This is a genomic window from Roseococcus pinisoli, from assembly GCF_018413645.1.
Taxonomy (GTDB): domain Bacteria; phylum Pseudomonadota; class Alphaproteobacteria; order Acetobacterales; family Acetobacteraceae; genus Roseococcus; species Roseococcus pinisoli.
Map to the genome: position 1 here is coordinate 1,483,320 of NZ_JAHCDA010000001.1, position 24,594 is coordinate 1,507,913.

At 71.1% G+C, this 24,594-nt stretch carries 21 protein-coding genes; 11 read left to right on the top strand and 10 right to left on the bottom strand.

The window, feature by feature from the left end:
* The first annotated feature begins 50 nt into the window (after positions 1-50).
* Positions 51-614 (top strand): RecX family transcriptional regulator, encoded by a 564-nt coding sequence (locus KHU32_RS07270; protein ID WP_213669336.1) that lies wholly within the window; start codon positions 51-53, stop codon positions 612-614.
* Positions 611-1,312, top strand: coding sequence for an AzlC family ABC transporter permease (locus KHU32_RS07275; RefSeq protein WP_213669337.1), 702 nt, complete (start codon positions 611-613; stop codon positions 1,310-1,312). The genes KHU32_RS07270 and KHU32_RS07275 overlap by 4 nt, the downstream gene beginning before the upstream one ends.
* A gap of 16 nt (positions 1,313-1,328) precedes the next feature.
* Here the strand turns inward: KHU32_RS07275 and KHU32_RS07280 are convergent, their stop codons facing one another.
* Together KHU32_RS07280 and KHU32_RS07285 are read right to left on the bottom strand one after the other, a co-directional pair.
* On the bottom strand, positions 1,329-3,368 hold the full coding sequence (locus KHU32_RS07280) for a hydantoinase/oxoprolinase family protein (RefSeq protein WP_213669338.1): 2,040 nt from the start codon (positions 3,366-3,368) through the stop codon (positions 1,329-1,331).
* The gene (locus tag KHU32_RS07285) at positions 3,368-5,050 is read right to left on the bottom strand and encodes a hydantoinase B/oxoprolinase family protein (protein WP_213669339.1); all 1,683 of its coding nucleotides are present in this window, start codon (positions 5,048-5,050) and stop codon (positions 3,368-3,370) included. The genes KHU32_RS07280 and KHU32_RS07285 overlap by 1 nt, the downstream gene beginning before the upstream one ends.
* 77 nt (positions 5,051-5,127) lie before the next feature.
* On the opposite strand from KHU32_RS07285, the gene KHU32_RS07290 reads away from it, so the two are divergent.
* The 3 genes from KHU32_RS07290 to KHU32_RS07300 all read left to right on the top strand — a co-directional run bounded on the left by KHU32_RS07290 (position 5,128) and on the right by KHU32_RS07300 (position 8,589).
* Positions 5,128-6,045: an SMP-30/gluconolactonase/LRE family protein gene (locus tag KHU32_RS07290; protein WP_213669340.1), complete on the top strand. Its 918-nt coding sequence runs from the start codon at positions 5,128-5,130 to the stop codon at positions 6,043-6,045.
* An 88-nt stretch (positions 6,046-6,133) separates the two neighbouring features.
* Positions 6,134-7,498, top strand: a complete 1,365-nt coding sequence (locus tag KHU32_RS07295) for an LLM class flavin-dependent oxidoreductase (RefSeq protein WP_213669341.1) — start codon at positions 6,134-6,136, stop codon at positions 7,496-7,498.
* Between the two features lie 41 nt (positions 7,499-7,539).
* Positions 7,540-8,589: an Ldh family oxidoreductase gene (locus tag KHU32_RS07300; RefSeq protein ID WP_213669342.1), complete on the top strand. Its 1,050-nt coding sequence runs from the start codon at positions 7,540-7,542 to the stop codon at positions 8,587-8,589.
* Between the two features lie 51 nt (positions 8,590-8,640).
* Here the strand turns inward: KHU32_RS07300 and KHU32_RS07305 are convergent, their stop codons facing one another.
* From KHU32_RS07305 to tkt, 3 genes are all read right to left on the bottom strand, one after another.
* Positions 8,641-9,834, bottom strand: coding sequence for a phosphoglycerate kinase (locus tag KHU32_RS07305; RefSeq protein ID WP_213669343.1), 1,194 nt, complete (start codon positions 9,832-9,834; stop codon positions 8,641-8,643).
* A gap of 83 nt (positions 9,835-9,917) precedes the next feature.
* Entirely contained in the window at positions 9,918-10,940 is a 1,023-nt protein-coding gene (gap, locus tag KHU32_RS07310) for a type I glyceraldehyde-3-phosphate dehydrogenase (protein ID WP_213669344.1), read from the bottom strand.
* The gene (gene tkt, locus KHU32_RS07315; protein WP_213669696.1) at positions 10,937-12,988 is read right to left on the bottom strand and encodes a transketolase; all 2,052 of its coding nucleotides are present in this window, start codon (positions 12,986-12,988) and stop codon (positions 10,937-10,939) included. Before tkt ends, gap begins: the two co-directional genes overlap by 4 nt.
* A 230-nt stretch (positions 12,989-13,218) precedes the next feature.
* Between tkt and KHU32_RS07320 the strand changes: the two genes are divergently transcribed.
* Both KHU32_RS07320 and KHU32_RS07325 read left to right on the top strand, forming a co-directional pair.
* On the top strand, positions 13,219-14,106 hold the full coding sequence (locus KHU32_RS07320) for a TauD/TfdA dioxygenase family protein (protein WP_213669345.1): 888 nt from the start codon (positions 13,219-13,221) through the stop codon (positions 14,104-14,106).
* A gap of 100 nt (positions 14,107-14,206) precedes the next feature.
* A complete protein-coding gene (locus KHU32_RS07325; RefSeq protein ID WP_213669346.1) occupies positions 14,207-15,199 on the top strand; it encodes a Bug family tripartite tricarboxylate transporter substrate binding protein in 993 nt (330 codons plus the stop codon).
* A 16-nt stretch (positions 15,200-15,215) separates the two neighbouring features.
* On the opposite strand, the gene KHU32_RS07330 is transcribed toward KHU32_RS07325, so the two are convergent.
* A complete protein-coding gene (locus KHU32_RS07330; protein ID WP_213669347.1) occupies positions 15,216-16,229 on the bottom strand; it encodes a LacI family DNA-binding transcriptional regulator in 1,014 nt (337 codons plus the stop codon).
* Positions 16,230-16,540: 311 nt separating this feature from the next.
* Here KHU32_RS07330 and KHU32_RS07335 point away from each other — a divergent pair, with 311 nt between their 5' ends.
* A complete protein-coding gene (locus tag KHU32_RS07335; protein ID WP_213669348.1) occupies positions 16,541-18,022 on the top strand; it encodes an ABC-F family ATP-binding cassette domain-containing protein in 1,482 nt (493 codons plus the stop codon).
* Here the strand turns inward: KHU32_RS07335 and KHU32_RS07340 are convergent.
* On the bottom strand, positions 18,019-20,208 hold the full coding sequence (locus tag KHU32_RS07340; RefSeq protein ID WP_213669349.1) for a primosomal protein N': 2,190 nt from the start codon (positions 20,206-20,208) through the stop codon (positions 18,019-18,021). The genes KHU32_RS07335 and KHU32_RS07340 overlap by 4 nt on opposite strands.
* 81 nt (positions 20,209-20,289) lie before the next feature.
* On the opposite strand from KHU32_RS07340, the gene fsa reads away from it, so the two are divergent.
* The 3 genes from fsa (at position 20,290) to KHU32_RS07355 (ending at position 22,557) form a co-directional block, all read left to right on the top strand.
* A complete protein-coding gene (gene fsa, locus KHU32_RS07345) occupies positions 20,290-20,943 on the top strand; it encodes a fructose-6-phosphate aldolase (protein WP_213669350.1) in 654 nt (217 codons plus the stop codon).
* Between the two features lie 124 nt (positions 20,944-21,067).
* Positions 21,068-21,628, top strand: a complete 561-nt coding sequence (locus tag KHU32_RS07350) for a hypothetical protein (RefSeq protein ID WP_213669351.1) — start codon at positions 21,068-21,070, stop codon at positions 21,626-21,628.
* Positions 21,625-22,557: a tyrosine recombinase XerC gene (locus KHU32_RS07355; protein WP_213669352.1), complete on the top strand. Its 933-nt coding sequence runs from the start codon at positions 21,625-21,627 to the stop codon at positions 22,555-22,557. Before KHU32_RS07350 ends, KHU32_RS07355 begins: the two co-directional genes overlap by 4 nt.
* Positions 22,558-22,559: 2 nt before the next feature.
* Here the strand turns inward: KHU32_RS07355 and KHU32_RS07360 are convergent, their stop codons facing one another.
* From KHU32_RS07360 to KHU32_RS07370, 3 genes are all read right to left on the bottom strand, one after another.
* Positions 22,560-23,033, bottom strand: coding sequence for a VOC family protein (locus KHU32_RS07360; RefSeq protein WP_213669353.1), 474 nt, complete (start codon positions 23,031-23,033; stop codon positions 22,560-22,562).
* Between the two features lie 63 nt (positions 23,034-23,096).
* A complete protein-coding gene (locus KHU32_RS07365) occupies positions 23,097-24,008 on the bottom strand; it encodes an NAD(P)-dependent oxidoreductase (protein WP_213669354.1) in 912 nt (303 codons plus the stop codon).
* A 70-nt stretch (positions 24,009-24,078) separates the two neighbouring features.
* Positions 24,079-24,519 carry an MgtC/SapB family protein gene (locus tag KHU32_RS07370; RefSeq protein WP_213669355.1) on the bottom strand — a complete coding sequence of 147 codons (441 nt, stop codon included), beginning with the start codon at positions 24,517-24,519 and terminating at the stop codon, positions 24,079-24,081.
* Positions 24,520-24,594: the final 75 nt, after the last annotated feature.

Sequence of the window (24,594 nt, forward strand, 5' to 3'; positions counted from 1 at the left end):
CCGGATGGGTTGCGGCCCCATGATCCGGCCGGCATCCGGGCCCGGCTGACATGCCGAAGATCACCGAATCGGCGCTGCACCAGGCGGCGCTCGCCCATCTCGCGCGCTTCGCCTCCACCGAGGCGGGGCTGCGGCGCGTGCTGGGCAACCGCATCCGGCGCTGGGCGCGGGAGGCCGAGGAGGCGGGGCAGGACACCGAGGCAGTGGCCGCCGAGACCGCCGAAGCCATGGCGCGCGCCGCGGCGATCGCGGCGCGGCTGGCGCAGGCCGGGGCGGTGGACGATGCCGGCTTCGCGCGGGCCAGGGCGCGGCGGTTGATGGGCGGCGGGCGCTCGGCGCGGGCGACGCTGGCGCATCTGGCGGCCAAGGGCGTGGATGGCGAGACCGCCCGCGCCGCCATGGACCAGGAGGATGTGCCGGACGAGCTGACCGCCGCCGTCGTCCTCTGCCGTAAGCGCCGGATCGGCCCCTTCGGACCGCCGGAGCCCGAGGCGGAGACCCGGCGGAAATGGCTGGGGACGCTGGCGCGGGCCGGCTTCGCGGGCGATGTCGCGCATCGCGCGCTGCGGCTGCCCCGCGAGGCGGCCGAGGAGCTGCTGGCGGCGCGGCCATGAGCCCCGGACGGGTCGTCTTCACGCGCCAGGGCGTCTGGCGGGGCGTCCGCGTGGCGCTGCCGCTGATGCCGGCCATGATCCCCTTCGGCCTCGTCATCGGCGTGATGTCCGAGGCGAAGGGCCTCTCCTTCCTCGAGACGGTCCTCATGTCGGCCATGGTCTTCGCAGGGACGAGCCAGCTGGTGGCCCTGCAGATCTGGTCCGACCCGGCGCCCATCTTCGCGGCGACGCTGGCCTGCCTCGTGATCAACCTGCGCCTCGCGCCGATGGGCGCGGCGTTGGCTCCCTGGCTGGACCGGCTGCGGGGCTGGCGGCTCTGGGGAACGCTGGCGACGCTGGTGGACAATACCTTCGCCATCTCCATCGCGGACCAGCGGGCCGGCGGCAAGGATGCGGGGCTGCTGCTGGGCCTGGGGCTGACCTTCTGGTTCTTCTGGGTCGTCGTCTCGGCGCTGGGCCACGCCTTCTCGGGGTTGGTCGCGCTGCCGCCCGGCCATCCGATCTTCTTCGCGAGCCTCGCCACCCTCATCGCGCTGATGGTCCCGCTCTGGCGCGGCAGGCTGGAGATCCTGCCCTGGGGCGTCGCCGCCGTGGCGGCGCTCGCGGTCTCGCAGGGGCTCGGCCTCGGCCAACCCTGGCCGGTCCTGGCGGGGGCCATCCTCGGCGGTGCGGCCGGCGCCTGGCGCGACCTCCGCTGAGGGTGAGGCGCGCGGCTCAGCCGCCCTTCGGAAGCTCGATCGACAGCCAGCCGCCTTCGTCCATCCGCGCGACATCGCCGGCGAGGAGCAGGACGGTGGTCGTCGCCGATTCGATGATGGCCGGGCCGGCCACCTTCTGACCCGTGCCGAGCTCGTCGAAGGCATGGACCGGCAGCTCGGCCCAGCCGGTTTCCAGCAGCGTCCGCCGCGTGCCGATCGGGTCGGCGGGGCGCGGGGCCCCCGCGGGCAGCAGGGGCAGGGCGGGCAGCAGGCCCGAGGCGGCCGCGCGCGCCGTCACCAGCACCACCTCCTCCTCCGGCAGGTCATAGGTGAAGAGGGCGCGGTGGCGCGCGTGGAAGGCTTCGCGCAGACCGGCACGGTCGGGCGTCACGCCGTCGAGGTTCACGGTGATCTCGAAGACCTGCTCGCCGTAGCGCAGGTCGGCGGCGCGATGGGCCACGACCTCGCCCTGGAACCATTGGGCGAGCTGAGTACGGGCCTCGCCCTCCAGCCCGTCGAAAAGCGCGGCCAGGGTGGCGTCCCCGGGCATGGCCTCGGCGCTGACGACGCTGCGGGCGATCTCGTGCCGAAGCTCGGTCTGGAGCATGCCCCAGGCCGAAAGGCCGGCGGCGAAGAGCGGCACGGCGATCCGCGCCATGCCGAGGTCGCGCGCCACGGCGCTGGCATGCAGCCCGGCCGCGCCGCCGAAGGCGAGAAGGGTGGCGCCCCGCGGATCGACGCCCCGGCGCACCGTCGCGACGCGCACGCCATCGGCAATGCGCGCATTGACCAGGCGGTAAATGCCGAGCGCCGTGGCCTCCGCATCGATGCCCAGGCGTGCCGCGAGGGTCGCGATGGCGCGCTCGGCGGCCGCCGTGTCCAGTAACCGCGCGCCGCCGAGGAAGCGCGCGGCATCGAGATAGCCGAGCGCGAGGTTCGCGTCGGTCACGGTCGGCTCGGTGCCGCCATTGCCGTAGCAGGCGGGGCCGGGGCGTGCGCCGGCCGATTGCGGGCCGACTTCCAGCGTGCCGCCGCTGCCCAGATGCGCGATGGAACCGCCGCCGGCGCCCAGCGTGATGATGTCCAGGCTGTCCAGCGCGATGCGCTCGCCGCCCACCTCGCGGCCGCGGCCCAGCGTCGCCGCGCCATCCTGGATGAGGGCGATGTCAGTGGAGGTGCCGCCCATGTCGAGCGTCACGAGCTGCTCGCCCAGGCCGCGCCGCGACAGCGCCAGCGCCGCCGCCACGCCGCCGGCCGGGCCGGAAAGCGCGGTGCCGACGGCCAGCCGCGCCGCCTCGGCGATGGGGGCCATGCCGCCATGCGAGAGGATGACGAATACGGGCTGCGCATAGCCCGCCTCGCGCAGCCGGGCCTCGAGCCGCGTCAGGTAGCGCGAGACGACGGGGCCGACATAGGCGTTCACCGCCGTCGTGGAGAAGCGCTCGAACTCCTTGATCTGCGGCAGCACGTCAGCCGAGCAGGTGACGAAGACGCCGGGCAGCGCGGCGCGCACCGCCTCGGCCGCCGCGTGCTCGTGCTTCGGCGCGGCCCAGGAATGGAGGAAGCAGATGGCGACCGATTCCACCTGCTGGGCGCGCAGCGTCGCGATCGCGGCGTCGAGGCTCGCGGCATCGAGCGGGATCTCCACGCCGCCATCGGGGCGCAGGCGCTCGCGCACGGGCAGGCGCAGCTGGCGCGGCACCAGCGCGGCGGGCTGCGGCAGGCGCAGGTCGTAGCGCGCGGGCTTCAGACCCTCGCGCATAGCGGTGACGTCGCGATGGCCCTCGGTGGTGAGCATCGCCGTCCGAGCGCCGCGCCGCTCCAGTAGCGCGTTGGTCGCGACGGTGGTGCCATGGACGATGCGGGTCGTCGTCTCCAGCAACTCGGAGAGGGTCAGGCCGATGGCGGTGGCGAGATTGACCAGGCCCTGGAGGACGCCCTCGCTCTGGTCGTGCGGGGTGCTGGCGGCCTTGGCCAGGTATTCGCGCCCCTCCGCATCCACGCCGACCACGTCGGTGAAGGTGCCGCCGACATCGATGCCGATGGTGTAGCGCATCAGGCGAGACCTTCTGCTTGGTCGCGGGCCACAAGTTCAGGGTCGCGCTTCGCCGGGTCGCCCCAGCCGCCGCCGCCGGCCGAGCGGATGTGGAGCACTTCGCCGGGCTGGATCTCGACGCCGACCTCCTTAGTGCGGAGCACGCGCTCGCCGCCATCGGCCTGGCGCAGCACGTAGCGGTGCGGCGCGGAATCCTGCCCGCCCGCAATACCCGCGCTGCCGTGGAAGGCGCCGTCGCCGGCCGTGTTGCCGCGGGCCGGGCCGTCGCTTTCCACGACCAGCTCAAGCTCGGCACCGTGGCCGCCGCGATACTGGCCGGCGCCGGCCGTGCCGCCGAGGAATTCGTGCTTGCGGAAGTGCAGCGGGAAGCGCGCCTCCGCCATCTCGACGCTGCCGAATTTCAGCCCGCCCGCGCTGTGCCACTCGCCGGCGGCGGACCAGCCGTCGCCCTTCGCATGGCCGCCGGCGCCGGGGCGCGCGTGGAAGAGGTGCCAGACGAACTTGCGGTCCGGCCGGCGCGCATCCTTGCCGGTGATGGCGATGCGGAAGCGCCGCCCCCAGCCGCCCATCGCCCGTTCCGGGCAGCAGTTCTGCATCGCGCGGATGATCGCCTCCACGATCTCGTTGCTGCAGTGGCTGGTGCAGAGCGTCACGGCCGCGCCCTCGCGCGCCCAGACGATGCTGCCCTCGCGCGCGATCACGCGCAGCGCGCGGAAGGCGCCCTCGTTCTTCGCCACCTCGGGATCGAGGAGATAGGCGAAGGCCATGCAGACGGCGGAAAACATGTTGGGATAGGAGGAGTTCACGATGCCCAGCACCTGGTCGTCGCTCTCCGAGAGATCGACGGTCAGCGTGCCGCCCTGCTTGGTGCAGGTGGCGCGGATGGCGATGTTCTCCTGCCCATGGCCGTCATCGTCCAGGAAGGCCTCGCCGCGCCATTTGCCGTCGGGCCAGCCCTCCACGATGCGCTTCGTGTGCGCGTGGGCGAGGTCGAGGATGGCGTCCACGGCTGCCATCAGGCGCGGGCCGCCATGCTGCTCCAGCAGCGCCGAGAGCCGGTTGGCGCCGAGCTTCGCCGCGCCCAGCATGGCCGCGAGATCGCCCCGGAAGTCGCGGTTGATGCGGGTGTTGAGCGCCAGCATGGAGACGAGGTCCGGCCGCATCTCGAAATTCTCGCCGAGGCGAATCGGCGGGATACGCAGCCCCTCCTGCCAGATCTCGGAGGCGCCGGGGTTGTAGCCACCATGGGTATTGCCGCCGATGTCGGACTGGTGGGCGCGGACCACGCTGAAGAAGCGAACCCGCTGCGGATGATCCGAGGGCATGGCCCGAGGGTCTGAATCGGCCAGCGGCAGCGGATCGAACACCGGCAGCACGATCGTCAGGTCCGGCAGGTGGCTGCCGCCGTGATAGGGATCGTTCAGCAGGAAGACGTCCCCGGGCTTCATGTCACTGCCGAAGGCCTCGACCACCGCCTTGGCGGCGAAGGGCATGGCGCCGACATGGACCGGGATGTGATCCGCCTGCGCCACCAGCCGGCAGGCGCCGTCCGTGACGGCGATGGAGAAATCGCGGCTGGAATTGAGGATCTGGCTATAGGCGGTGCGGAGCAGGCCTTCGCCCATCTCCTCCACGATGGCGGTGAAACGCGCGGAGAGTACGGCGAGGGTCACGGGATCCATCGAGAGGCGTCTCCATCTAGGCGGCGGTGTGAGCGTGGCGCATCCTTGCCCGAACAGAAAGGGGAGGGTGCTCGAAGATGAGCCTCAAAGTTCTCGCCGAAGGGCTGCGTTTTCCGGAAGGGCCGGTGGCGTTGCCGGACGGCTCCGTCGCATTGGTCGAAATCGAGAAGCAGGTCATCTCGCGGGTGGCACCCGATGGGAGCTACAGCGTCATCGCGAAGACGGGCGGCGGCCCAAACGGCCTGGCGGCCGGGCCCGACAACACGCTGCTTCTCTGCAACAACGGCGGCTTCACCTGGCACGAGGAGCCGGATCTCCTGCGTCCGAGCGGCCAGGCGGAAGACTATACCCATGGCCGGATCGAAGTCATCGATATCGCCACGGGGTCTGTCCGCACGCTTTACGACCGCTGCGGCGAGGTGATGCTGAAGGGGCCGAACGACCTGCAGCTCGACGGCAAGGGCGGCTTCTGGTTCAGCGACCTGGGCAAGGTGCGCGCGCGCGACCGCGACCATGGCGGCGTCTACTGGGCGGCGCTGGACGGCAGCCGCATCGTCGAGGCGGCCTTTCCGGTCTTCGGCGGGGCCAACGGCATCGGCATCAGCCCGGATGGCGAGAAGCTCTATGTCGCCGAGACGGAGACCGGGCGGCTCTGGGGCTTCGACATCATCGGACCGGGACAGCTTCGCAAATGCCCCTGGCCGAGCACCAATGGCGGCGAGCTGGTCTGCCAGTTCCCCGGCTTCCGACGGCTGGACAGCCTGGCGATCACCGATGCCGGGAACATCGTGGTGGCGACGCTCATCTCGGGTGAAATCACCACCGTGACGCCCGCGGGCAAGATCATCGACGTGGTGAAGATGCCCGAGCGGATGCCGACCAATATCTGTTTCGGTGGGCCGGACCGGCGGACGGCCTATATCACGCTGTCCAACACCGGGAAGCTTGTCAGCATGAAGTGGCGGGAGGCGGGGCTGCGACTGCCGCACTGCTGAGACGCCCGCGGGCCGGGGCCTCGTGCCCCGGCTTGCGATTGCTGCGACACTGCAATGAAATGAGGCGAACAACCGGGAGGAAGCGCGAATGGCGCCACGTCAGATGCATCTGGTCGGATTCCTGCAGGCCCAGAACTGCACGATCTTCGCGAGCTCCTGGCGCCATCCGGACAGCCGCACCGACTTCCTGACTGCCGATTATTTCCAGGAGATCGCGCGTATCCTGGAGCGCGGGAAGTTCGACCTGGGCTTCTTCGACGACCGGCTTTCCATGCCGGACCGCTACGGGGCGGACCATGTCCATACCATCGAGCACGGCATCCGCTGCGTGAAGCTGGACCCGGTGGTGACGCTGACTATGATGGGCGCGGTCACGAAGCACCTCGGCCTCGGCTCCACCGCCTCCACCACCTACTACGAACCTTTCCACGTCGCGCGCGTCTTCCAGACGCTGGACCTGATGAGCAACGGCCGCGCGGCCTGGAACGTGGTCACCTCGCTGAATGACGGCGAGGCCGCGAATATGGGCCATGCCGAGACGATGGCGCATGACGCGCGCTACGACCGCGCCGATGAATTCGTGGAGGTGGTGCTCTCCCATTGGGACGCTTGGGAGGACGATGCGCTGATCGTCGACAAGGCGAGCGGCCGCTTCGGCGACGGACACAAGGTCCACCGGCTGAACTTCCAGGGGAACTACCTGCAGAGCCACGGCACCTTCACGGTGCCGCGCAGCCCGCAGGGGCGGCCGGTGCTCATCCAGGCCGGCAGCAGCGGCCGCGGCAAGGCCTTTTCCGCCCGTTGGGCGGAGCTGGTCTTCGTCGCCTATCACGACCTGGCCGGCGGTCAGCGCGAGTACAGGGCCTTCAAGTCCGCCGTCGCCGCCGCCGGGCGCAATCCCGACCATGTGAAGGTGGCGACGCTCTGCAACCCGATCTGCGCGGCCACCCGGGCCGAGGCGGAGGACAAGGCGGCGCTGATCGAGAAGCTGCCGCTGGAGATCGACGCGCTGTCGCTGCTCTCGGAGGCGCTGAACTTCGACTTCGCCTCCAAGGGCATGGACGAGGCCTTCAGCGACGAGGAGATGGCCGGCATCCAGGGCATGCACGCCATCCGCGACCGCGTGGTGGAGCGGACGGGCAAGAAGAACCCGACGGTGCGCGACTTCATCACGGGCAGCGGCCGCGGCCGGCCGCGCATGGACATGGTGGGCGGCCCCAAGGAGGTCGCCGACAAGATGGAGGAGTGGTTCACGGGCGGCGCCTGCGACGGCTTCGTCATCTCCGCGGCCGTGATCCCGGGCGGCTACACCGATTTCGTGGAGCACGTGGTGCCCGAGCTGCAGCGGCGCGGGCTGTTCCGGAAGGACTATACGGGCCCGACCCTGCGCGACCATCTCGGCCTGCCCCGCTCCACGCGCGGCGACTGGCAGGCCGCGGCGGCAGCGGAATAGGCGGTCGGGCCAGAAGGGCCAAACCAGAAGGGAGAAACATCATGCCCAAGCTTCCCGCCGAACGCCTGCGCGAGATCGGCACGGCGCTTCTGATGGCGAACAAGGTGCCGGAGGAGGAGGCCGCGACCGTGGCGCGCCACGTCGTCAACGCCAACCTCGCCGGGCATGACAGCCACGGCGTGATCATGCTGCCGAACTACATCGAGCGCGTGCGGGCCGGGCAGATCGTCCCCGGCGCGCCCTTCACCATCGTGCAGGAAAGCCCGACCACCACCGTCGTCGATGGCAATTGGGGCTTCGGCTACGTCATCAACGAAAAGGCGATGCAGCTCACCATCGAGAAGGCGGAGAAGAGCAACATCGCCGCCTGCACCGTCTTCCGGCAGGGCCATGTCGGGCGCCTGGCGAGCTATCCGCTGATGGCGGCGCGCGCGGGCATGATCGGCATGGCCTGGGCGGATTCGGGGCGCTCGCCCAAGGGCGTGGCGCCTTTCGGCGGGCGTGCCGCGCGGCTCGGCACCAACCCCTGGGCCATGGCGGTGCCGTCGGACCTCGACGGGCCCTTCTGCATGGACATGGCCACCTCGGCGGTCGCGATGGGGAAGATCAAGCTCGCCGAGGCGCGCGGGCAGGAGGTCCCGCGCGGCTGGATCGTGGACAGCGAGGGCGAGCTCACCACCGACCCGAAGAAGATCCAGGGTGGCGCGCTGCTGCCGCTGGGCGGCCCGGGCGAGGGCTACAAGGGCACCGCGCTGGCGGCGATGGGCGAGGTGTTCTGCGGGCTTCTGACCGGCCTCGGCTTCGGCGTGGAGCCGACGGGCCGGCACAATGACGGCTGCTTCCTGATCGCCATCAAGGTCGACGCCTTCCGGCCGCTGCTGACTTTCCAGAAGGAGGTCGCCGACTTCGCGCACTACCTGAAGGATACGCCGCCGGCCAAGGGCAGCAGCGGCGTGCTCTACCCCGGCGAGGTCGAGCACATGGCGGAGAAGAAGCGGGGGGCCGAGGGCATCGAAATCGAGGACGCCACCTGGAAAAAGCTCGGCGCCCTCGCCGAGGAAGGCGGCATCGCCGGAAAACTGGGCTTCTGAGAGGCTCGGGGTCCAGGGCCAAAAGCCCTGGCAGGGGTCGAGGGGGCAGCCTTACTGCGCCAGCGCCGCCACGCCCGGCAGCGTCTTGCCCTCGAGCCATTCGAGGAAGGCGCCGCCGGCGGAGCTGACATAGCTCATGCGGTCCGCCACGCCGGCATGGCGCAGTGCGGACACCGTGTCGCCGCCGCCGCCGACCGAGCGAAGCTGCCCGGCCTCGGTCAGGCGCGCGACCTCCTTCGCCACGGCGACCGTCGCCGCGTCGAAGGGCGCGATCTCGAAGGCGCCGAAGGGGCCGTTCCAGACCAGCGTCTTCGCGGTGGCGAGGCGCTTGTTCACGTCGGCGATCGTGGCCGGGCCCACGTCCAGCGCCATCATATCGGCCGGCACGCCGTCGAGGCCGACGACCTTGTTGGGCGCGTTCGCGGCGAAGGCCCCGGCCACGACGAGGTCGAGCGGCAGGACGATCTCGCAGCCATTCTTCTTCGCGGTGGCGAGGATCTCGCGGGCCGTGTCGTGCATGTCGGCCTCCTGCAGCGACTTGCCGACCGAATGGCCCTGCGCGGCGAGGAAGGTGTTCGCCATGGCGCCGCCGATGACCAGCACGTCGACCTTCGAGGAAAGGTTGCCCAGCAGGTCCAGCTTGGTGGAGACCTTGGCGCCGCCGACGATGGCGACGACGGGCCGCTGCGGGTTGCCCAGCGCCGCGTCCAGCGCCTCCAGCTCCTGCTGCATCAGGCGGCCGGCATAGGCGGGCCGCAGCCGGGCCACGCCCTCGGTCGAGGCATGGGCGCGGTGGGCGGCGGAGAAGGCGTCGTTGACGAAGACGTCGGCGAGCTTTGCCAGGCCCTGGGCCAGTGCCGGGTCGTTCTTCTCCTCGCCCGCGTGGTAGCGCGTGTTCTCGAGCAGCAGGACCTCGCCGTCCTTCAGCGCATTCGCGGCGGCCTCGGCCTCGGGGCCGATGCAGTCGTCGGCGAAGGCGACGGGCTTGCCGAGGGTCTTCGCGAGCGCCTCCTGCATGGGCTTCAGCGACATCTCGGGGACGCGCTTGCCCTTGGGGCGGTCGAAATGGGAGCAGACGATGACGCGCGCGCCCTTGCCGGCGAGCTCGGCGATGGTGGGGCAGAGGCGCTCGATGCGCGTCATGTCGGTGATCTTGCCGTCCTTCACCGGAAGGTTCAGGTCGGCGCGCAGGAGGACGCGCTTTCCGCGCGGATCGAGGTCATCGAGGGTGCGGAAAGCGGGCATATTTCGTCCGTTTATGTGAAGGCAGGGGGCCGGGGAGACACCGTCTCCCCGGTGGGGGTCCGGGGCAGAGCCCCGGCTCAGTCTCAGAGCTTGCCGTAGTAGGCGGCGGTGTCCGACATGCGGTTGGAGAAGCCCCACTCGTTGTCGTACCAGGACATCACGCGCACCAGGCCGCCGTCGACCACCTGCGTCTGCGTCGCGTCGAAGGTCGACGAGTGCGGATCGTGGTTGAAGTCGATGGAGACCAGCGGCGCCGTGTTGTAGCCGAGGATGCCCTTGAGCGGGCCGCTCTCGGCCGCCGCCTTCATCACGGCGTTCACGGCTTCCTTGGTCAGGCCCTCGGTCTTCGCGGGCACGAAGTCGAGCGAGACGAGGGAGACGTTCGGCGTGGGGATGCGGATGGCGGTGCCGTCCAGCTTGCCCTTCAGCTCCGGCATCACGAGGCCGACGGCCTTGGCGGCGCCGGTCGAGGTCGGGATGGCGGAAACCGCCGCCGCGCGGGCGCGGTGGAGGTCCTTGTGCAGCGTGTCGACCGTGTTCTGGTCACCCGTATAGGCATGGATGGTGACCATGTAGCCGCGCAGGATGCCGAAATTGTCGTGCAGCACCTTCGCGACCGGCGCCAGGCAGTTGGTGGTGCACGAGGCGTTCGAGACGATCTTGTCCTCGGCCGTCAGCGTCTCGTGGTTCACGCCGTAGACGATGGTCTTGTCCGCGCCCTCGCCGGGGGCGGAGATCAGCACCTTGCGGGCGCCGGTGCCGAGCAGCAGCGAGGCCTTGTCGCGCGCGGTGAAGATGCCCGTGCACTCGGCTGCGATGTCGACGCCATCCCACTTCAGCTTGGCGGGGTCGCGCTCTGCCGAGACCTTGATCGGGCCCCAGGTCTTGCCATGCGCCTTGATGGTGATGCTGTCGCCCTCGACGATCACCTCGCCGGGGAAGCGGCCGTGCACGCTGTCGTAGCGGAAGAGGTGCGCGTTCGCCTCGACGGAGCCGAGGTCGTTGATCGCGACGAACTCGACGTCGTCGCGGCCGCTCTCGCAGGCGGCGCGCAGAACCAGGCGGCCGATGCGCCCGAAGCCGTTGATCGCGACCTTAACCGTCATTTGCTTCCATCCTGTGCCAGAAGTTTCGTCGCGGCCGCGACGACCGCGGCCGGCGTGATGCCGAAATGCTCGAAGAGATGCTCGGCCGGCGCCGAGGCGCCGAAGCCGGTCATGCCGATGAAGGCCGATTTCGGTCCGAGCCAACGCTCCCATCCGAAGGAGAGCGCGGCCTCGATGCCGATGCGCGGGGCGTCGCCCAGGGTCGCGGCGCGATAGGCCTCGTCCTGCTGGGCGAAGAGCTCCCACGAGGGGAGGGAGACGACGGCGGCCTGGATGCCCTGCGCCGCCAGCTGGGCGCGGGCGGTCATGGCCAGGCTCACCTCGCTGCCGGTGGCGATGAGGGTCACGGCGCGCGGCCCTTCGGCCTCGGCCAGGACGTAGCCGCCGCGGGCGCTGCGGTTCTCGCCCGCATCGTCGCGCAGGGCGGGAAGCGCCTGGCGGGAAAGGGCGAGCACGCTCGGTCCCTCGGTGCGGCGCAGCGCCAGCTCCCAGCACTCGGCCGTCTCCATGGCGTCGGCCGGGCGGAAGACGGCGAGGTTCGGGATGGCGCGCAGCGAGGCGATGGTCTCGACCGGCTGGTGCGTCGGGCCATCCTCGCCGAGGCCGATGCTGTCATGCGTCAGCACGTGGATGACGCGCTGATGCATCAGCGCCGCGAGGCGGATGGCGGGCCGCAGGTAGTCGGCGAAGACGAGGAAGGTGCCGGAATAGGGGATGATGCCGCCATGCAGCGCCATGCCGTTCATCGCGGCGGCCATGCCGTGCTCGCGGATCCCGTAATGGATGTAGCGGCCGGCATAGTTGCCCGGAACGATGGCCGGGATGCCCTTCACGTCGGTGTTGTTGGAGCCGGTGAGGTCGGCGCTGCCGCCGATCATCTCGGGCACCGCGGGGACCAGGGCGCCGAGCGCGCGCTGGCTGGCGATGCGGCTGCCGATCTTGGGCTTTTCCGTCGCGAAGGTGGCGCGCAGCGCCTGCAGCGGCTCGGCCCAGTTCTCCGGCAGCTTGCCGGCGATGGCACGCTCGAACTCGGCGCGCATGGGGTGCTTGGCCAGGCGCTTCAGCCAGGAGCGGCGCGTGCCGGCGGAGCGGCGGCCGGCCTCTTCCCAGCGGGACTTGATGCCCTCGGGCACGGTGAAGGGCTCGGCATTCCAGCCGAGCGCAGACTTGGCGGCCGTGATCTCGTCGGCGCCGAGGGGCGCGCCGTGGCTGCCCGCCGTGCCGGCCTTCTTGGGCGCGGAGAAGCCGATGATGGTGCGGCAGGCGATGATGGTGGGCTTCTTGCTGCGCTGCGCGACGGCGATCGCGGCGGCGATCTGCGCCGGATCATGCCCGTCCACGCGCTTGGTCGCCCAGCCATAGGCCTGGAAGCGCTTCAGCACGTCCTCCGAGAAGGAGAGGGCGGTGTCGCCGTCGATGGAGATGTGGTTGTCGTCCCACAGCACCGTCAGCTTATCGAGGCCGAGATGGCCGGCCAGTGCGGCGGCCTCGTGGCTGACGCCCTCCTGCAGGTCGCCGTCCGAGCAGATGACCCAGGTCCGGTGGTCCACCAGCGACTTGCCGAAGCGCGCCGAGAGATGCCGCTCCGCCAGCGCCATGCCGACGGCCGTCGAGATGCCCTGGCCCAGCGGGCCGGTCGTGGTCTCGATGGCCGGATGGTAGCCGTATTCCGGATGGCCGGCGGCCGGCGAATGCAGCTGCCGGAAGCGCTTGAGCTCCTCGATCTCCATGCCGGCATGGCCGGTCAGGTGCAGCAGCGCATAGAGCAGCATCGAGCCGTGGCCGGCCGAGAGCACGAAGCGGTCGCGGTCGGGCCAGCGGGGATCGGCGGCGTCGAACTTCACGAACTTCGTGAAGAGGGCCGTGGCGACATCGGCCATGCCCATGGGCATGCCGGGATGGCCGGACTTGGCCTTTTCCACCGCATCCATGGCGAGCGCGCGAATCGCGTCGGCCATGCGGCGTTCCTCGGAGGCGGGGCGCGCCAGGATGGCGGCCTGGGCCTCAAGGGCAGGATTGGGGGCGTTCGGATCGACGATGCTGGCCAAGGTCAACGGGCTCTCAACTTTGGCGTCCGGCTATAAAGCGCGGGCTGGGGGCCGGCAAGTTTCGGGCGGCCATGCAAGGCAGGCATGGACTGAGCTTAGATGGGCGTTCGGCGCGGTTCTGACAGGGTTACGGCGCCTTCACGACGATTGACCCTCGGCAATTTAATCGATTAAATTCCGTGACGGCGCGATAAACGCGCCGGACGCCAGACCACCCGGGAGGAACACAGATGAGCGCGCGGCTGACCATTACCCCCATCACGCCCCATTTCGTTGCGGAGGTGAGCGGCATCGATCTGCGCGAACCGCTGCCGGCCGGCATGGCGGCGGAGATCGACGCGGCCATGGACGGCTATGCCGCGCTCGTCTTCCGCGACCAGGCGCTGAACGACGCCCAGCAGCGGGCCTTCGGCGAGGCCCTCGGCACCATCGAGGCCTCCCGCGCGACAGTCGACGTCGAGAAGGCGCGCCTGGCGGACAAGCAGATCAACGACATCTCCAACCTCGCGGCCGACGGCTCCATCCTCGCGGCGGATGCGCGCAAGCGCATGTTCAATCTGGGCAACCAGCTCTGGCACAGCGACAGCAGCTTCAAGGCCGTGCCGGCCAAGTACTCGATGCTGCATGCCCGCGTGATTCCGCCGAGCGGCGGCGCCACCGAGGTGGCCGACATGCGCGGCGCCTGGGACGCGCTGGAGCCGGAGATGCAGGAGAAGCTGCGCGACCTCGTCTGCGAGCACAGCCTGCTCTTCTCCCGCGCCCTGCTGGGCTTCGGCGAGTTCACCGAGCAGGAGCGCGTGACCTTCGCGCCCGTGCAGCAGCGCCTGGTGCGCTTCTTCCCCTCGACCGGCCGGCGCAGCCTCTTCCTCTCCGCGCATATCGGCCGGATCCTGGGCTGGCAGGTGCCCGAGGCGCTCGCCCTCATCCGTGACCTGATGGAGCACGCGACCGATCGCCGCTTCGTCTACAGCCACCAGTGGCGCGTGAACGACCTGCTGATGTGGGACAACCGCACGACCATGCATCGCGGCCGTCCCTTCGACGACAAGAAGTTCCCGCGCGACATGCGCCGCGTCACGATCACGGACGTCGCCTCCACCATGCAACAGGCCGCCTGACGGCCCAACAAGCCTATCGGCGAGACGCGCGCGACGGGCCCCGGGCCGGTCGCGCCGCTTGCCGTTGCGTGCCCAACAACGACAAGAGGAAACATCGGATATGTTCGAGACCGCGCGGTCGAAACGTCTTCACGCGGCCATGGCCTTCGGCGCTGCCCTGCTGCTGGGCAGCGGGTCCGCCTTCGCCCAGGCCACCCTGCCCGACCGCCCCCTGCGGATCATGAGCGGCTTCGCGGCCGGGGGATCGAGCGACACGCTCTCCCGCCTCATCGCCGATGCCATCGGCCCCATCCTCGGCCATCGCGTGCTGGTGGAGAATCGCACGGGCGTGAACGGCGTCCTGGCGGCCGCCTATGTGGCGCAGACGCCGCCGGACGGCTCGACGATCTACCAGTGCTCGATGAGCACGCTGGCCATCACGCCGCAGCTCCAGGGCGCCAACCTGCCGATCGACCCCGGCACGGAGACGGCGCCGGTGGCGAATGTCGCGCTGTCCTCCTATGGCCTCTTCGTCAGCTCCGCCGGCCCCTATCGCAGCATCGCCGACGTGCTGGCCGCCGCCCGCGCCCGCCCCTCGCAGATCACCTTCGCGAGCCCGGGCACCGGCTCGGCGCAGCACCTTTCGGGCGAGCTGATGAAGAGCCTCGCGCGGGTGGACATGACGCATGTGCCCTATCGCGGCGTGGCGCCGGCCCTGGTCGACCTCCTCGCCGGCCGCATCGACTTCATGATCGGCAATCTCGGCGACGCGACCCGCCAGGCCCAGACCGGCGAGCTGCGCCTGCTGGGGATCGGCGATCCGTCGCGCTCGCCGGTCTTCCCGGATGCGCCGCGCATCGCCGACACGGTGCCGGGCTTCGACGTGACGGGCTGGTTCGGCATGTGCGGCCACAAGGACATGCCCGAAGCGTTGCGGCAGATCTGGGCCGGCGCGATCGGCCGGGCCATGGAGAATGCCGAGCTGCGCCAGCGTCTGCAGGATCTGGGCTTCTCGCCGCATTTCGAGGGCACGGCCGACTTCACGCGTCGCCTGGCGGCGGATCGCAACACCTGGCGCGAGGTGATCCGCACCGGCGGCATATCGGCCGACTGACGAAGCTTTCTCCGCGTCACCCCGCCTGGGGTGGCGCGGTCGAGCTGCGGATCCTGAAGCCCGGCTGCAGGACCACGTCGCGCACCGGCAGCGACGAATCGGCGATCCGCTCCAGCAGCAGCTCCGCGGCGTGGATGCCGAGCTCGCGCCGCGGCACCGAGACGGCCGTCAGCTGGATCTGGGGCAGGCCGGCGATGAAGGTGTCCTCGAACCCCACCACCGACATGTCGGCCGGCATGGCCAGGCCGCGTTCGGCCAGGGCCATCGTCACGCCCAGCGCCATCAGGTCCGAGGTAGCGATGAGGGCGGTGGGCGGCGCCGGCAGGTCCAGCATCTGCAGCGTCGCGTCGCGGCTGCCCTCGATCGAGAGGTCGACGCCGGCCACCATGCCGGGCAGCGGCGGCGCGCCGCGCCCGGTGAGGTATTCGGTATAGGCGTTTTGCCGCGCCTCGCTCGGGCTCGAGGCCGCATGGGCGCGCAGCAGCCCGATCCGCCGGTGGCCGAGCGACCAGAGATGCTCCAGCGCCAGCCGCATCGCGACCGGATCGTCCATGCCGACGAAGGAAACCTCGCTGCCGCCGGGCCTGCGCCACAGCGCCACCAGCGGCACGCCGGCCGCCAAGGCCCGCGTCGTGGCCTTCGTCTCGGAGGAGTAGGAGAGCAGCACGATGCCGTCGACCATGTGCCGCAGCAGGTGCGTGACGTGCCATTCCTGCAGCTCGGCCCGTGATTCCGTGTTGCAGATGATCGTCTGGTAGCCGAGCGGCGTGAGCACGCTGCTGATGCCCAGCAGGATGTCCGCATAGAAGGGATTGGCGAGGTTGGAGACCACGATCCCGACCGTGCCGGTCTGGCCGGTCCTCAGCGCCCGGGCGATGGGCGAGATGTGATAGCCGAGCTCCTCCGCCGCCTGCCGCACGCGGGCCTTGGTTTCGGCGGTGACGATCGGCTTGTCGGCCAGCGCGTTCGAGACCGTGGCCTCGGAGACGCCGACGCGCTTCGCGACGTCGCGGATGGTGACGCGCGCCATGTCAGGCGGAGCCGCGGCAGGGGGAGGGGATTCGCACGCGCGGAGGTTAGCGGAGTGGGGCGAGCGCGGCGAATGCGATCAGGCTTGCCAGTCGCCGGCCTCGGCGCCTAGCTTGCCGGCATTCCGACACGAGCCACAGAGGAGGGCTGGATGCACACCTACAACCAGCACCACCCCAGGGGTCCCGTTTCCGCCCTGCGATAGGTTTTTCTTTCGCAGGGCAGGCCGCCTGAAGCCGTCATGCTTCCGTTCCGGACTGCCCTTTGTCGCATCCGCGTGCTCCTGCGCGTGTCCGCTCGGAATTCTTCATTATGGCCCTCATTGCCCTGCGCGACCTCGGCGTCGCCACGCCGCGTCCGCTCTTCCAGAATCTCACCCTCAACATCGGTCCCGGCGACCGCCTCGGCCTCGTCGCGGCCAATGGCGCCGGTAAGTCCACCCTGCTGCGCTGCCTTGCCGGGCGGGCCGAGCCGGATGCGGGGAGCGTCGTGCTCTCCCGCGGCACACGGCTCGGCTTCGTCGAGCAGGACCTGCCGCCCGGCCTGCTCGGCCTGAGCCTGAGCGAGGCCCTGCGCCGTGCCCTGCCGCCCGCCGGGCGCGCGCAGGAGGAATGGCGCGTCGGCGCGGTGCTGGACGAGTTCGCCACGCCCGAGGAACTGCGGGAACGTCCCCTAGCGGCCCTCAGCGGCGGCTGGCAGCGGCTGGCCCTGCTGGCGCGCGCCTGGATCGCCGCGCCGGACGTGCTGCTGCTGGACGAACCCACCAACCACCTGGACCTTGAGAAGATCGCGCTGCTGGAAGGCTGGATCGCCGGCCCGGCTTCCCGCACCCCGATGGTGGTCGCCAGCCACGACCGCGGCTTCCTCGACGCCTGCACCAACCGCACCCTGTTCCTCCGCCCCGGCACGAGCCGGCTCTACGCCCATCCCTACGGCGCGGCGCGCGGCCTGCTGGCGGAGGATGATGCGGCCGAGGAGCGGCGGCAGCTCCGGGACGCCAAGGAGATCCATCGCCTGCGTCGCAACGCAGGCGAGCTGCGCAATATCGGTGTGAACAGCGGCAGCGACCTTCTGCAGAAGAAGTCCATGCAGCTGCGCGACCGCGCCGACCGGCTGGAGGCCACGCTGCGTCCGCTCCATGCGGAAAGGCCCGGAAGCATCCGCCTCGCCAGCCGGGGCACCCATGCGAAGGTGCTGGTTGCGATCCGCGACCTGGTGGTGGCCACGCCGGAGGGGCAGCCCCTCTTCCGGATCGCGCGGCTGGATATCCGCCAGGGCGACCGGCTCGTGCTGCTGGGCCGGAACGGTGCCGGCAAGTCGCAGTTCATCCAGCTTCTGCGCCGCGCGACGGCCGAGCCTGTGGCAGGGGTGCAGGTCAGCCCCAGCCTGATCCTCGGCCATGCGGCCCAGGGCATGGCGCATCTGCCGGAGGGCCGGACGCCGCACGAGGTCATCGCGGCGCATGCGGGCATCGGCGATGGCCGCGCCATCGCCCTGCTAGCCGGCGCCGGCATCGACGCCGAGGCGCAGCGGCGCCCCATCGCCCGGCTCTCGCCGGGGCAGAAGGCGCGGCTCGGTCTGCTGGTCCTGCGCCTGGCGGCGCCGAATTTCTATCTGCTGGACGAGCCCACCAACCACGTCGACATCCCGGGCCAGGAGCAGCTGGAGGAGGAACTGCTGGCGCAGGGCGCCACCTGCGTCCTGGTCTCGCACGACCGCCGCTTCGTCGAGGCCGTGGGGACGCGCTTCCTGCTAATCGAGGACGGCCGCGTGCGGGAGAAGGAAGGCGGCTAAACGAAGCCCACAGGGTCCACGTCCACCTGCACGCGGACCTCGCGCCGGATCTGCGCGCGGGCGAGCCAATCCGCCAGGATGGGCTGCACCCGGATGCCGCGCTCGGCCTTGAGCAGCAGGCGGTGGCGATGCCGCCCGCGCAGCAGGGCCAGGGGCGCCGGGGCGGGGCCGAGCACCTGGATTCCCGCCCCCGTGGGCGCCGCGAGGCCGAGGTCGCGCGCCGCCCGCTCGGCCGCGCGCGCATCCTCGCTGCTGACGATCAGCGCGGCGAGGCGACCGAAGGGCGGCCAGTGGCCGGGCGCGCGCTGCGCCGCTTCGGCCTTGAGGAAGCCCGGCATGTCGTCGGCGACGAGGGCCATCATCACCGGATGCTCGGGCGAGAAGGTCTGCAGCAGCACCTTTCCAGGCGTGGAGCCCTCGCGCCCGGCGCGGCCGGCCACCTGGTGCAGCAGCTGCATGGTCCGCTCGCCGGCGCGCAGATCCCCGCCGGCGAGGCCGAGATCGGCATCCACCACGCCCACCAGCGTCAGATGCGGGAAATGCCAGCCCTTGGCGACGATCTGCGTGCCGATGATGAGGTCGACCTCGCGGTCCTCGATCCTGCGCGCGGCCTCGGCGGCGGCGGCCGGGCCTGGGATGGTGTCGCTGGCCATAACGAGGCGCCGCGCCTCCGGGAAGAGCTCGGAGATCTCCTCCTGGATGCGCTCCACGCCGGGGCCGATGGGCACCAGCGAATGCTCGGTGCCGCATTCCACGCAGGCCAGCGGCGTGGGCTCCGTATGGCCGCAATGGTGGCATTGCAGCCGGCGCTGGGCGCGGTGCTCCACCAGCCAGGCCGTGCAGTTGGGGCATTGCAGGCGATGGCCGCAGGTCCGGCAGAGGGTGAGCGGCGCATAGCCTCGGCGGTTCAGGAACAGCATCGCCTGCTCGCCGCGCGCCAGCGTCTCGGTGATGGCCTGGATCAGCAGCGGCGCGAGGAAGCGGCCGCGCTCGGGCGGGTACTGGCGCAGGTCCAGCGCCTCGACCGTCGGCAGGGCGGCGCCGTGGTGGCGGTTGGGCAGCGTGACATGGGCGTAGCGCCCCGCCTGCGCATTGGTGACCGTTTCCAGGCTCGGCGTGGCGCTGACCAGCACGCAGGTGGCGGCTTCGAGGCGGGCGCGGACCACGGCCATGTCGCGCGCGTGGTAGATGACGCCGTCCTCCTGCTTGAAGGCGGTCTCGTGCTCCTCGTCCACGATGATGAGGCCGAGGTCGGGGAAGGGCAGGAACAGCGCCGAGCGCGCGCCCACCAGCACCGGCGCGTCGCCCTCCGCCACCGCGCGCCAGGTGACGCGGCGGGTGCGGGACGACAGTTCCGAATGCCAAAGCGCCGGCGGCGCGCCGAAGCGCCGCTCGAAGCGGGACAGCCATTGGGTGGAAAGCGCGATCTCCGGCAGCAGCACCAGCGCCTGCCGGCCCTCGCGCAGGCATTGGGCGACGGCGTCGAGATAGACCTCCGTCTTGCCCGAACCGGTCACGCCCTCCAGCAGGGTGACGCCGAAGCGGCGGGTGATCACCGCCTCGCGCAGCGCATTGGCCGCGATCTGCTGCTCGTCGCGCAGGTCGGGCGGCGCGAAATCGGGGATGGGGCGCGGGAAGGCGGCGGCGCGGGGCATCAGCGCCGGCTCGATCAGGCCGACGGAGGCCATGCCGCGCACCACGCCCATCGAGACGCCGGCCGCGCGCGCGATCTCCGTACCCGGCAGGATATGGCCGCCCAGGGCCTCCAGCGCCTTGCCGCGATCCGGGGTGATGCGCGCCTCGGCGCCCTCCACCCGGCGCCAGCCCGAGGCCGCGGCCGGCTCCTCCAGTGCCGAGGGGGAGGACATGGCCATGCGCAGCACGGCGCCGGGCGGCGAGAGCGTATAGGCGGCCACCCAGTCCACCAGCCGCCGCAGATTGGCGTGCATGGCTGGCGCGGGCTTCACCGCGATCACCTCGCGCAGGCGCGACTCGGCGATGGGCTCGGGATTCTCCTCGTCGTCCCAGACGACGCCGAGCGAGACCCGCCCGCCCAGCGGCACTTCCACGAAGCTGCCCGGCCCCGCCGCCAGCTCCAGCGGCAGGCGGTAGTCGTAGGCGCCTTCGAGCGGCAAGGGGAGCAGGACACGGATGCGCCGCCCGGCCTTTCGGTTTGGTGTCGCCATGGGCTATCCACTTCGCGACGCAGCCGGCCCGGGTCAATCCCGCCCGCCCGGAATCGCCCTCCTTTGAAGGATGATGCCCCCGTGAAGTTCTTCGTGGACACCGCCGACGTCACCGAGCTCCGTGCCCTCGCCGGCACCGGCCTGATGGACGGCGTGACGACCAATCCCAGCCTGATCGCCAAGTCCGGCCGGAAGATGAGCGAGGTGATCGCGGAGATCTGCTCCATCACCGACGGCCCCGTCTCCGCCGAGGTCACGGCCACCGACCACGAGACCATGCTGAAGGAAGGCCGCTACCTGCGCGCTATCGCCGAGAACGTCGCTGTGAAGGTGCCGCTGACCGAGGCCGGCCTGCGGACCTGCAAGGTGCTGAGCGACGAGGGCACCCTGGTCAACGTCACGCTGTGCTTCTCGGCCAACCAGGCGCTGCTGGCCGCCAAGGCGGGCGCGGCCTTCATCTCGCCCTTCGTCGGCCGGCTGGACGATATCGGCTATGACGGCATGGATCTGATCGCCGACGTCGTGCAGATCTACGGCAATTACGACTTCCGGACCGAGGTGCTGGTCGCCTCCATCCGGCACCCCGTCCATGTGCTGCAGGCCGCCAAGCTGGGCGCGCATGTCGGCACCATGCCGCCGGGCGTGATCAAGGCGCTCATCAAGCACCCGCTGACGGATAAGGGCCTCGAGGCCTTCCTCGCCGACTGGGCGAAGACGGGGCAGAGCATTCTCTGATGCCCTCAGGCGCCGGGCGGCCGCTCCGCGGCCTTGGCTTCGCCGCGCTGCGGTGGTGCCAGGCCGCGGAGGCCGTCCGGCGGCGCCGGCCGCAGTCGCGGCCGGATTTCCGGAGGGAGCGGCGATGATCCTGTTCAATCGCGATGGGGGTACCGAGAAGGACGAGGCCGCCGCCGTGGAGGCCTTCCTCCTGGACAATCCAGGCTTCCTCGCCGCGCGGCCGCAGCTCTACGCCGTGCTCACCCCGCCCCGGCGTGTCCATGGCGAGGTGCTGGCCGACCATATGACCGCGATGGTCGAGGCCGGGCGCGAGGTCTGGCGCGACCTTCTCCAGGCGGGCCGCACGCGGAAGAACTTTTCCGGCAAGGTGGCCGAGGCGGTGCTGGCGCTGATCGCCGCAGCCGATCCCTTCGATTGCGTGCGCGACGAATGGCCGGCCCGGCTCGGCGTCGAATCCTGCCGGCTGATCGCCGCCGTCCCCGGCAACGCCGCCATGGCGCGGGACGTGACCTCGGCCGACCCGGCCCTGCATGGCGAGGCCGCGCCGCTGGTCCGCCGCGAGGCTCTGCTGCGGGCCGGCGAGCACACGCTGGTGCTGGGCGCCCGCGACGCCGCGGACCTGCCCCATGAGCCGGAAGCCCTGGCCTTCCTGGCCCGCGCCCTGGCCGCCACGCTGGCGCGATGACCGGGCTCGAGGCCCGCGAACGCTTCCTCGCCTGGCTCGCCACCGAGCGCCGGGCGAGCCGGCATACCATCGAGGCCTATGGCCACGACGTGGCGGCCTTCCTGGGCTTCCTGACCGTGCATCTGGGGGCGGAACCGGACCTCGCCGCCATCGCGGCGCTGCGCCCGGCGGATCTGCGCGGCTTCCTCGCCCTGCGCGCGAAGGAGGGGGCGAACAACGCCACCCGCGCGCGCCAGCTCGCGGCCATCCGCAGCTTCCTGCGATTTCTCGCGCGGCGTCACGGCATCGCGCCGCTGGCCATCGCCGGCATGCGCGGGCCCAAGCGCGTCCAACCCGTGCCGCGCGCCCTGAGCAAGGCCGATGCCCGCGCGGTGGGCGCCGAGATCGGCATGGCCCACCAGTCCGACCGCGCCGAGCGGCCGGAATTCCAGTCCGCGCGCGACACGGCGCTCTTCACGCTGCTCTATGGCTGCGGGCTGCGCATCAGCGAGGCGCTGGGCCTCTCGATCGGCGAGGCGCCCCTGCCGGGCAGCGAGGCGGCGCTGCGCATCACCGGCAAGGGCGGCAAGCAGCGCGTGGTGCCGGTGCTGCCCGTGGTGCGGCAGGCGATCGCCGACTGGCTGCGCCATCGCGGCGGCGCCGGGCCGGAGGAGCCGCTCTTCCTCGGCGCGCGCGGCAAGCGGCTGGATCCGGCGGTGGCCCAGAAATCGATGCGCGACTACCGGCGCCTGGCCGGCCTGCCGGAGCATGCGACGCCGCATGCGCTACGCCATTCCTTCGCCACGCATCTGCTGGCCGGGGGCGCGGATCTGCGCGCCATCCAGGAGCTGCTGGGCCATTCAAGCCTCTCCACCACGCAGCGCTACACCGCGGTGGACGCCGAGGGGCTGCTCGCCACCTGGCGCCTGGCCCATCCGCGCTCAGACTAGCCTCAACCGCGCCGCGCGGCCTCGATCGCGGCGACGTCGATCTTCTTCATCCCCATCATCGCCTCGAAGGCGCGCCTGGCCTCCTCGCCGCCGGCGGCCATCGCCTCGGTCAGCACGCGGGGCGTGATCTGCCAGGAGAGGCCCCATTTGTCCTTGCACCAGCCGCAGGCGCTTTCCTGGCCCCCATTGCCGACGATGGCGTTCCAGTAGCGGTCGGTCTCGGCCTGGTCGTCGGTGGCGATCTGGAACGAGAAAGCTTCGGTCTGCCGGAAGGCGGGCCCGCCGTTGAGGCCGAGGCACGAGACGCCGGCCACCGTGAATTCGACGGTCAGCACGTCGCCCTTCTTGCCGGAGGGATAGTCGCTGGGGGCGCGGTGGACGGCGCCCACCGCGCTATCGGGAAAGGTCTCGGCATAGAAGCGGGCGGCAGCCTCGGCGTCCTTGTCGTACCAGAGGCAGATCGTGTTCTTGGCCACGGCGTTTCCTTTCGTTGAAGGGTGCTTCGGCCTCAACCGCTGGCTTCCGGGTCGGTTGTCCCGTTACGAGGACGCCTCTCCAATTCCCGACAGCTCGCCGATCATCCGCCCCAGCGCCACCAGGTCTTCCTTCGCCGCGCCCTGGTTGCAGACGAGTTCCAGCAGCGGCGCGGCCATGGCCGTCGCAGGCGCGAAGATGCCGTGGTCGCGGACGGCCTGGGTGGCCAGGCGCATGTCCTTGCGCATGAGCTCGGCGCGGAAGCCGGGGGTGAACTTGCCCTCCAGCAGGCGCTTGGCGTGGTTGCGCAGGACGAAGCTGTCCGCCGAGCCGCCGCTGAGCGCGCCGCGCATCGTCTCGGGGTCCAGCCCCGCTTTCTTGCCGAGCGCCATCGCCTCGCTGACTGCGACGAGCGTGGCGCAGATGATCAGCTGGTTGGCCGACTTGCACACCTGGCCCGAGCCGGCCGGGCCGAGATGGGTGATGGTGCGGCCGACGGCGCCGAAATAGGCCTGGGCCGCGTCGAAGGCACCGCGGTCGCCGCCCACCATGCAGGTGAGGGTTCCGTCGATGGCGCCCTGCGGCCCACCGGAGACCGGGCTGTCCAGCAGATGCGCGCCCCGCTCCGCCAGCAGCCGCGCGGCGAAGCGGGCCGTCTCCTGCGCGGAGATGGTGGAGAAGTCGATGACGACCGCGCCTTTGCCCACACCCTCGGCGATGCCGCCCGGGCCGAAGATCGCGGCCTCGACGTCAGGGGTGTCGGGCACGCAGAGGCCGATGATGGCGCTGCCCTTCGCGGCCTCCGCCCCGCTCGCGCACCAGGCGGCGCCGGCGGCTTCCAGCTCGGCCGCCTTGCCGCGGCTGCGGGAATGGATCGCGAGCTCGAAGCCGGCACGGCGCAGGTTGGCGGCCATGGCGGCCCCCATGACGCCGAGGCCGACGAAGGCGACGCGGGCGGGTGGGTTGATGGCGGACATGGCGTGTTCCCTCGATTTCGGCGGCAGCATAGCGGGCGAGAACCCGCCGCCTAGAGAGCGGCGGGCAGGCTCAGTGGGGGCCGTCGTCGGTTTCGGGCGGCGCGTGGCGGTCGATCCAGGAGGAGACGAAGCGAAGCACCGAATGCGAGAAGAAGACGGCGGCGGCGAGCGCCAGCGCGAGGCGCGGATGCTGGGCGCCCGCTGCCGCGCCGATGGCCGCGACCGCCCAGAAGGTCGCGGCGGTGGAGAGGCCGCGCACCCCCGTGTCCCGATGCAGGATCACGCCGGCGCCCAGGAAGCCCACGCCGGTCACCAGCGCGCCCAGCCCTGCCGAGAGGTTGTTGCCGCCCACCTCGATCATCAGCTGCATGTAGCCGGCCGAGGCCACCGCCACGATGGCGCAGGAGCGCAGCCCGCCCGGGTGGCGGCGCCATTCGCGCTCGGCGCCGATGATGGCGCCCAGGACGAAGGCGAGGAGGATGTCCAGGATTTCCGAGGTGATGCTGGGCATGGTGCGGCGCCAGCTTGGCAGACCCGGGCGCGGGACGCCACGCGCCTCCGGCTTTGGCTTCCCATCCCCGCTGCA

Coding starts and splice junctions, on each gene's coding strand:
- KHU32_RS07270 (WP_213669336.1), top strand. CDS start 51: ATGCCGAAGATCACCGAATCGGCGCTGCACCAGGCGGCGCTCGCCCAT.
- KHU32_RS07275 (WP_213669337.1), top strand. CDS start 611: ATGAGCCCCGGACGGGTCGTCTTCACGCGCCAGGGCGTCTGGCGGGGC.
- KHU32_RS07280 (WP_213669338.1), bottom strand. CDS start 3,368: ATGCGCTACACCATCGGCATCGATGTCGGCGGCACCTTCACCGACGTG.
- KHU32_RS07285 (WP_213669339.1), bottom strand. CDS start 5,050: ATGGATCCCGTGACCCTCGCCGTACTCTCCGCGCGTTTCACCGCCATC.
- KHU32_RS07290 (WP_213669340.1), top strand. CDS start 5,128: ATGAGCCTCAAAGTTCTCGCCGAAGGGCTGCGTTTTCCGGAAGGGCCG.
- KHU32_RS07295 (WP_213669341.1), top strand. CDS start 6,134: ATGGCGCCACGTCAGATGCATCTGGTCGGATTCCTGCAGGCCCAGAAC.
- KHU32_RS07300 (WP_213669342.1), top strand. CDS start 7,540: ATGCCCAAGCTTCCCGCCGAACGCCTGCGCGAGATCGGCACGGCGCTT.
- KHU32_RS07305 (WP_213669343.1), bottom strand. CDS start 9,834: ATGCCCGCTTTCCGCACCCTCGATGACCTCGATCCGCGCGGAAAGCGC.
- gap (WP_213669344.1), bottom strand. CDS start 10,940: ATGACGGTTAAGGTCGCGATCAACGGCTTCGGGCGCATCGGCCGCCTG.
- KHU32_RS07320 (WP_213669345.1), top strand. CDS start 13,219: ATGAGCGCGCGGCTGACCATTACCCCCATCACGCCCCATTTCGTTGCG.
- KHU32_RS07325 (WP_213669346.1), top strand. CDS start 14,207: ATGTTCGAGACCGCGCGGTCGAAACGTCTTCACGCGGCCATGGCCTTC.
- KHU32_RS07330 (WP_213669347.1), bottom strand. CDS start 16,229: ATGGCGCGCGTCACCATCCGCGACGTCGCGAAGCGCGTCGGCGTCTCC.
- KHU32_RS07335 (WP_213669348.1), top strand. CDS start 16,541: ATGGCCCTCATTGCCCTGCGCGACCTCGGCGTCGCCACGCCGCGTCCG.
- KHU32_RS07340 (WP_213669349.1), bottom strand. CDS start 20,208: ATGGCGACACCAAACCGAAAGGCCGGGCGGCGCATCCGTGTCCTGCTC.
- KHU32_RS07350 (WP_213669351.1), top strand. CDS start 21,068: ATGATCCTGTTCAATCGCGATGGGGGTACCGAGAAGGACGAGGCCGCC.
- KHU32_RS07355 (WP_213669352.1), top strand. CDS start 21,625: ATGACCGGGCTCGAGGCCCGCGAACGCTTCCTCGCCTGGCTCGCCACC.
- KHU32_RS07365 (WP_213669354.1), bottom strand. CDS start 24,008: ATGTCCGCCATCAACCCACCCGCCCGCGTCGCCTTCGTCGGCCTCGGC.
- KHU32_RS07370 (WP_213669355.1), bottom strand. CDS start 24,519: ATGCCCAGCATCACCTCGGAAATCCTGGACATCCTCCTCGCCTTCGTC.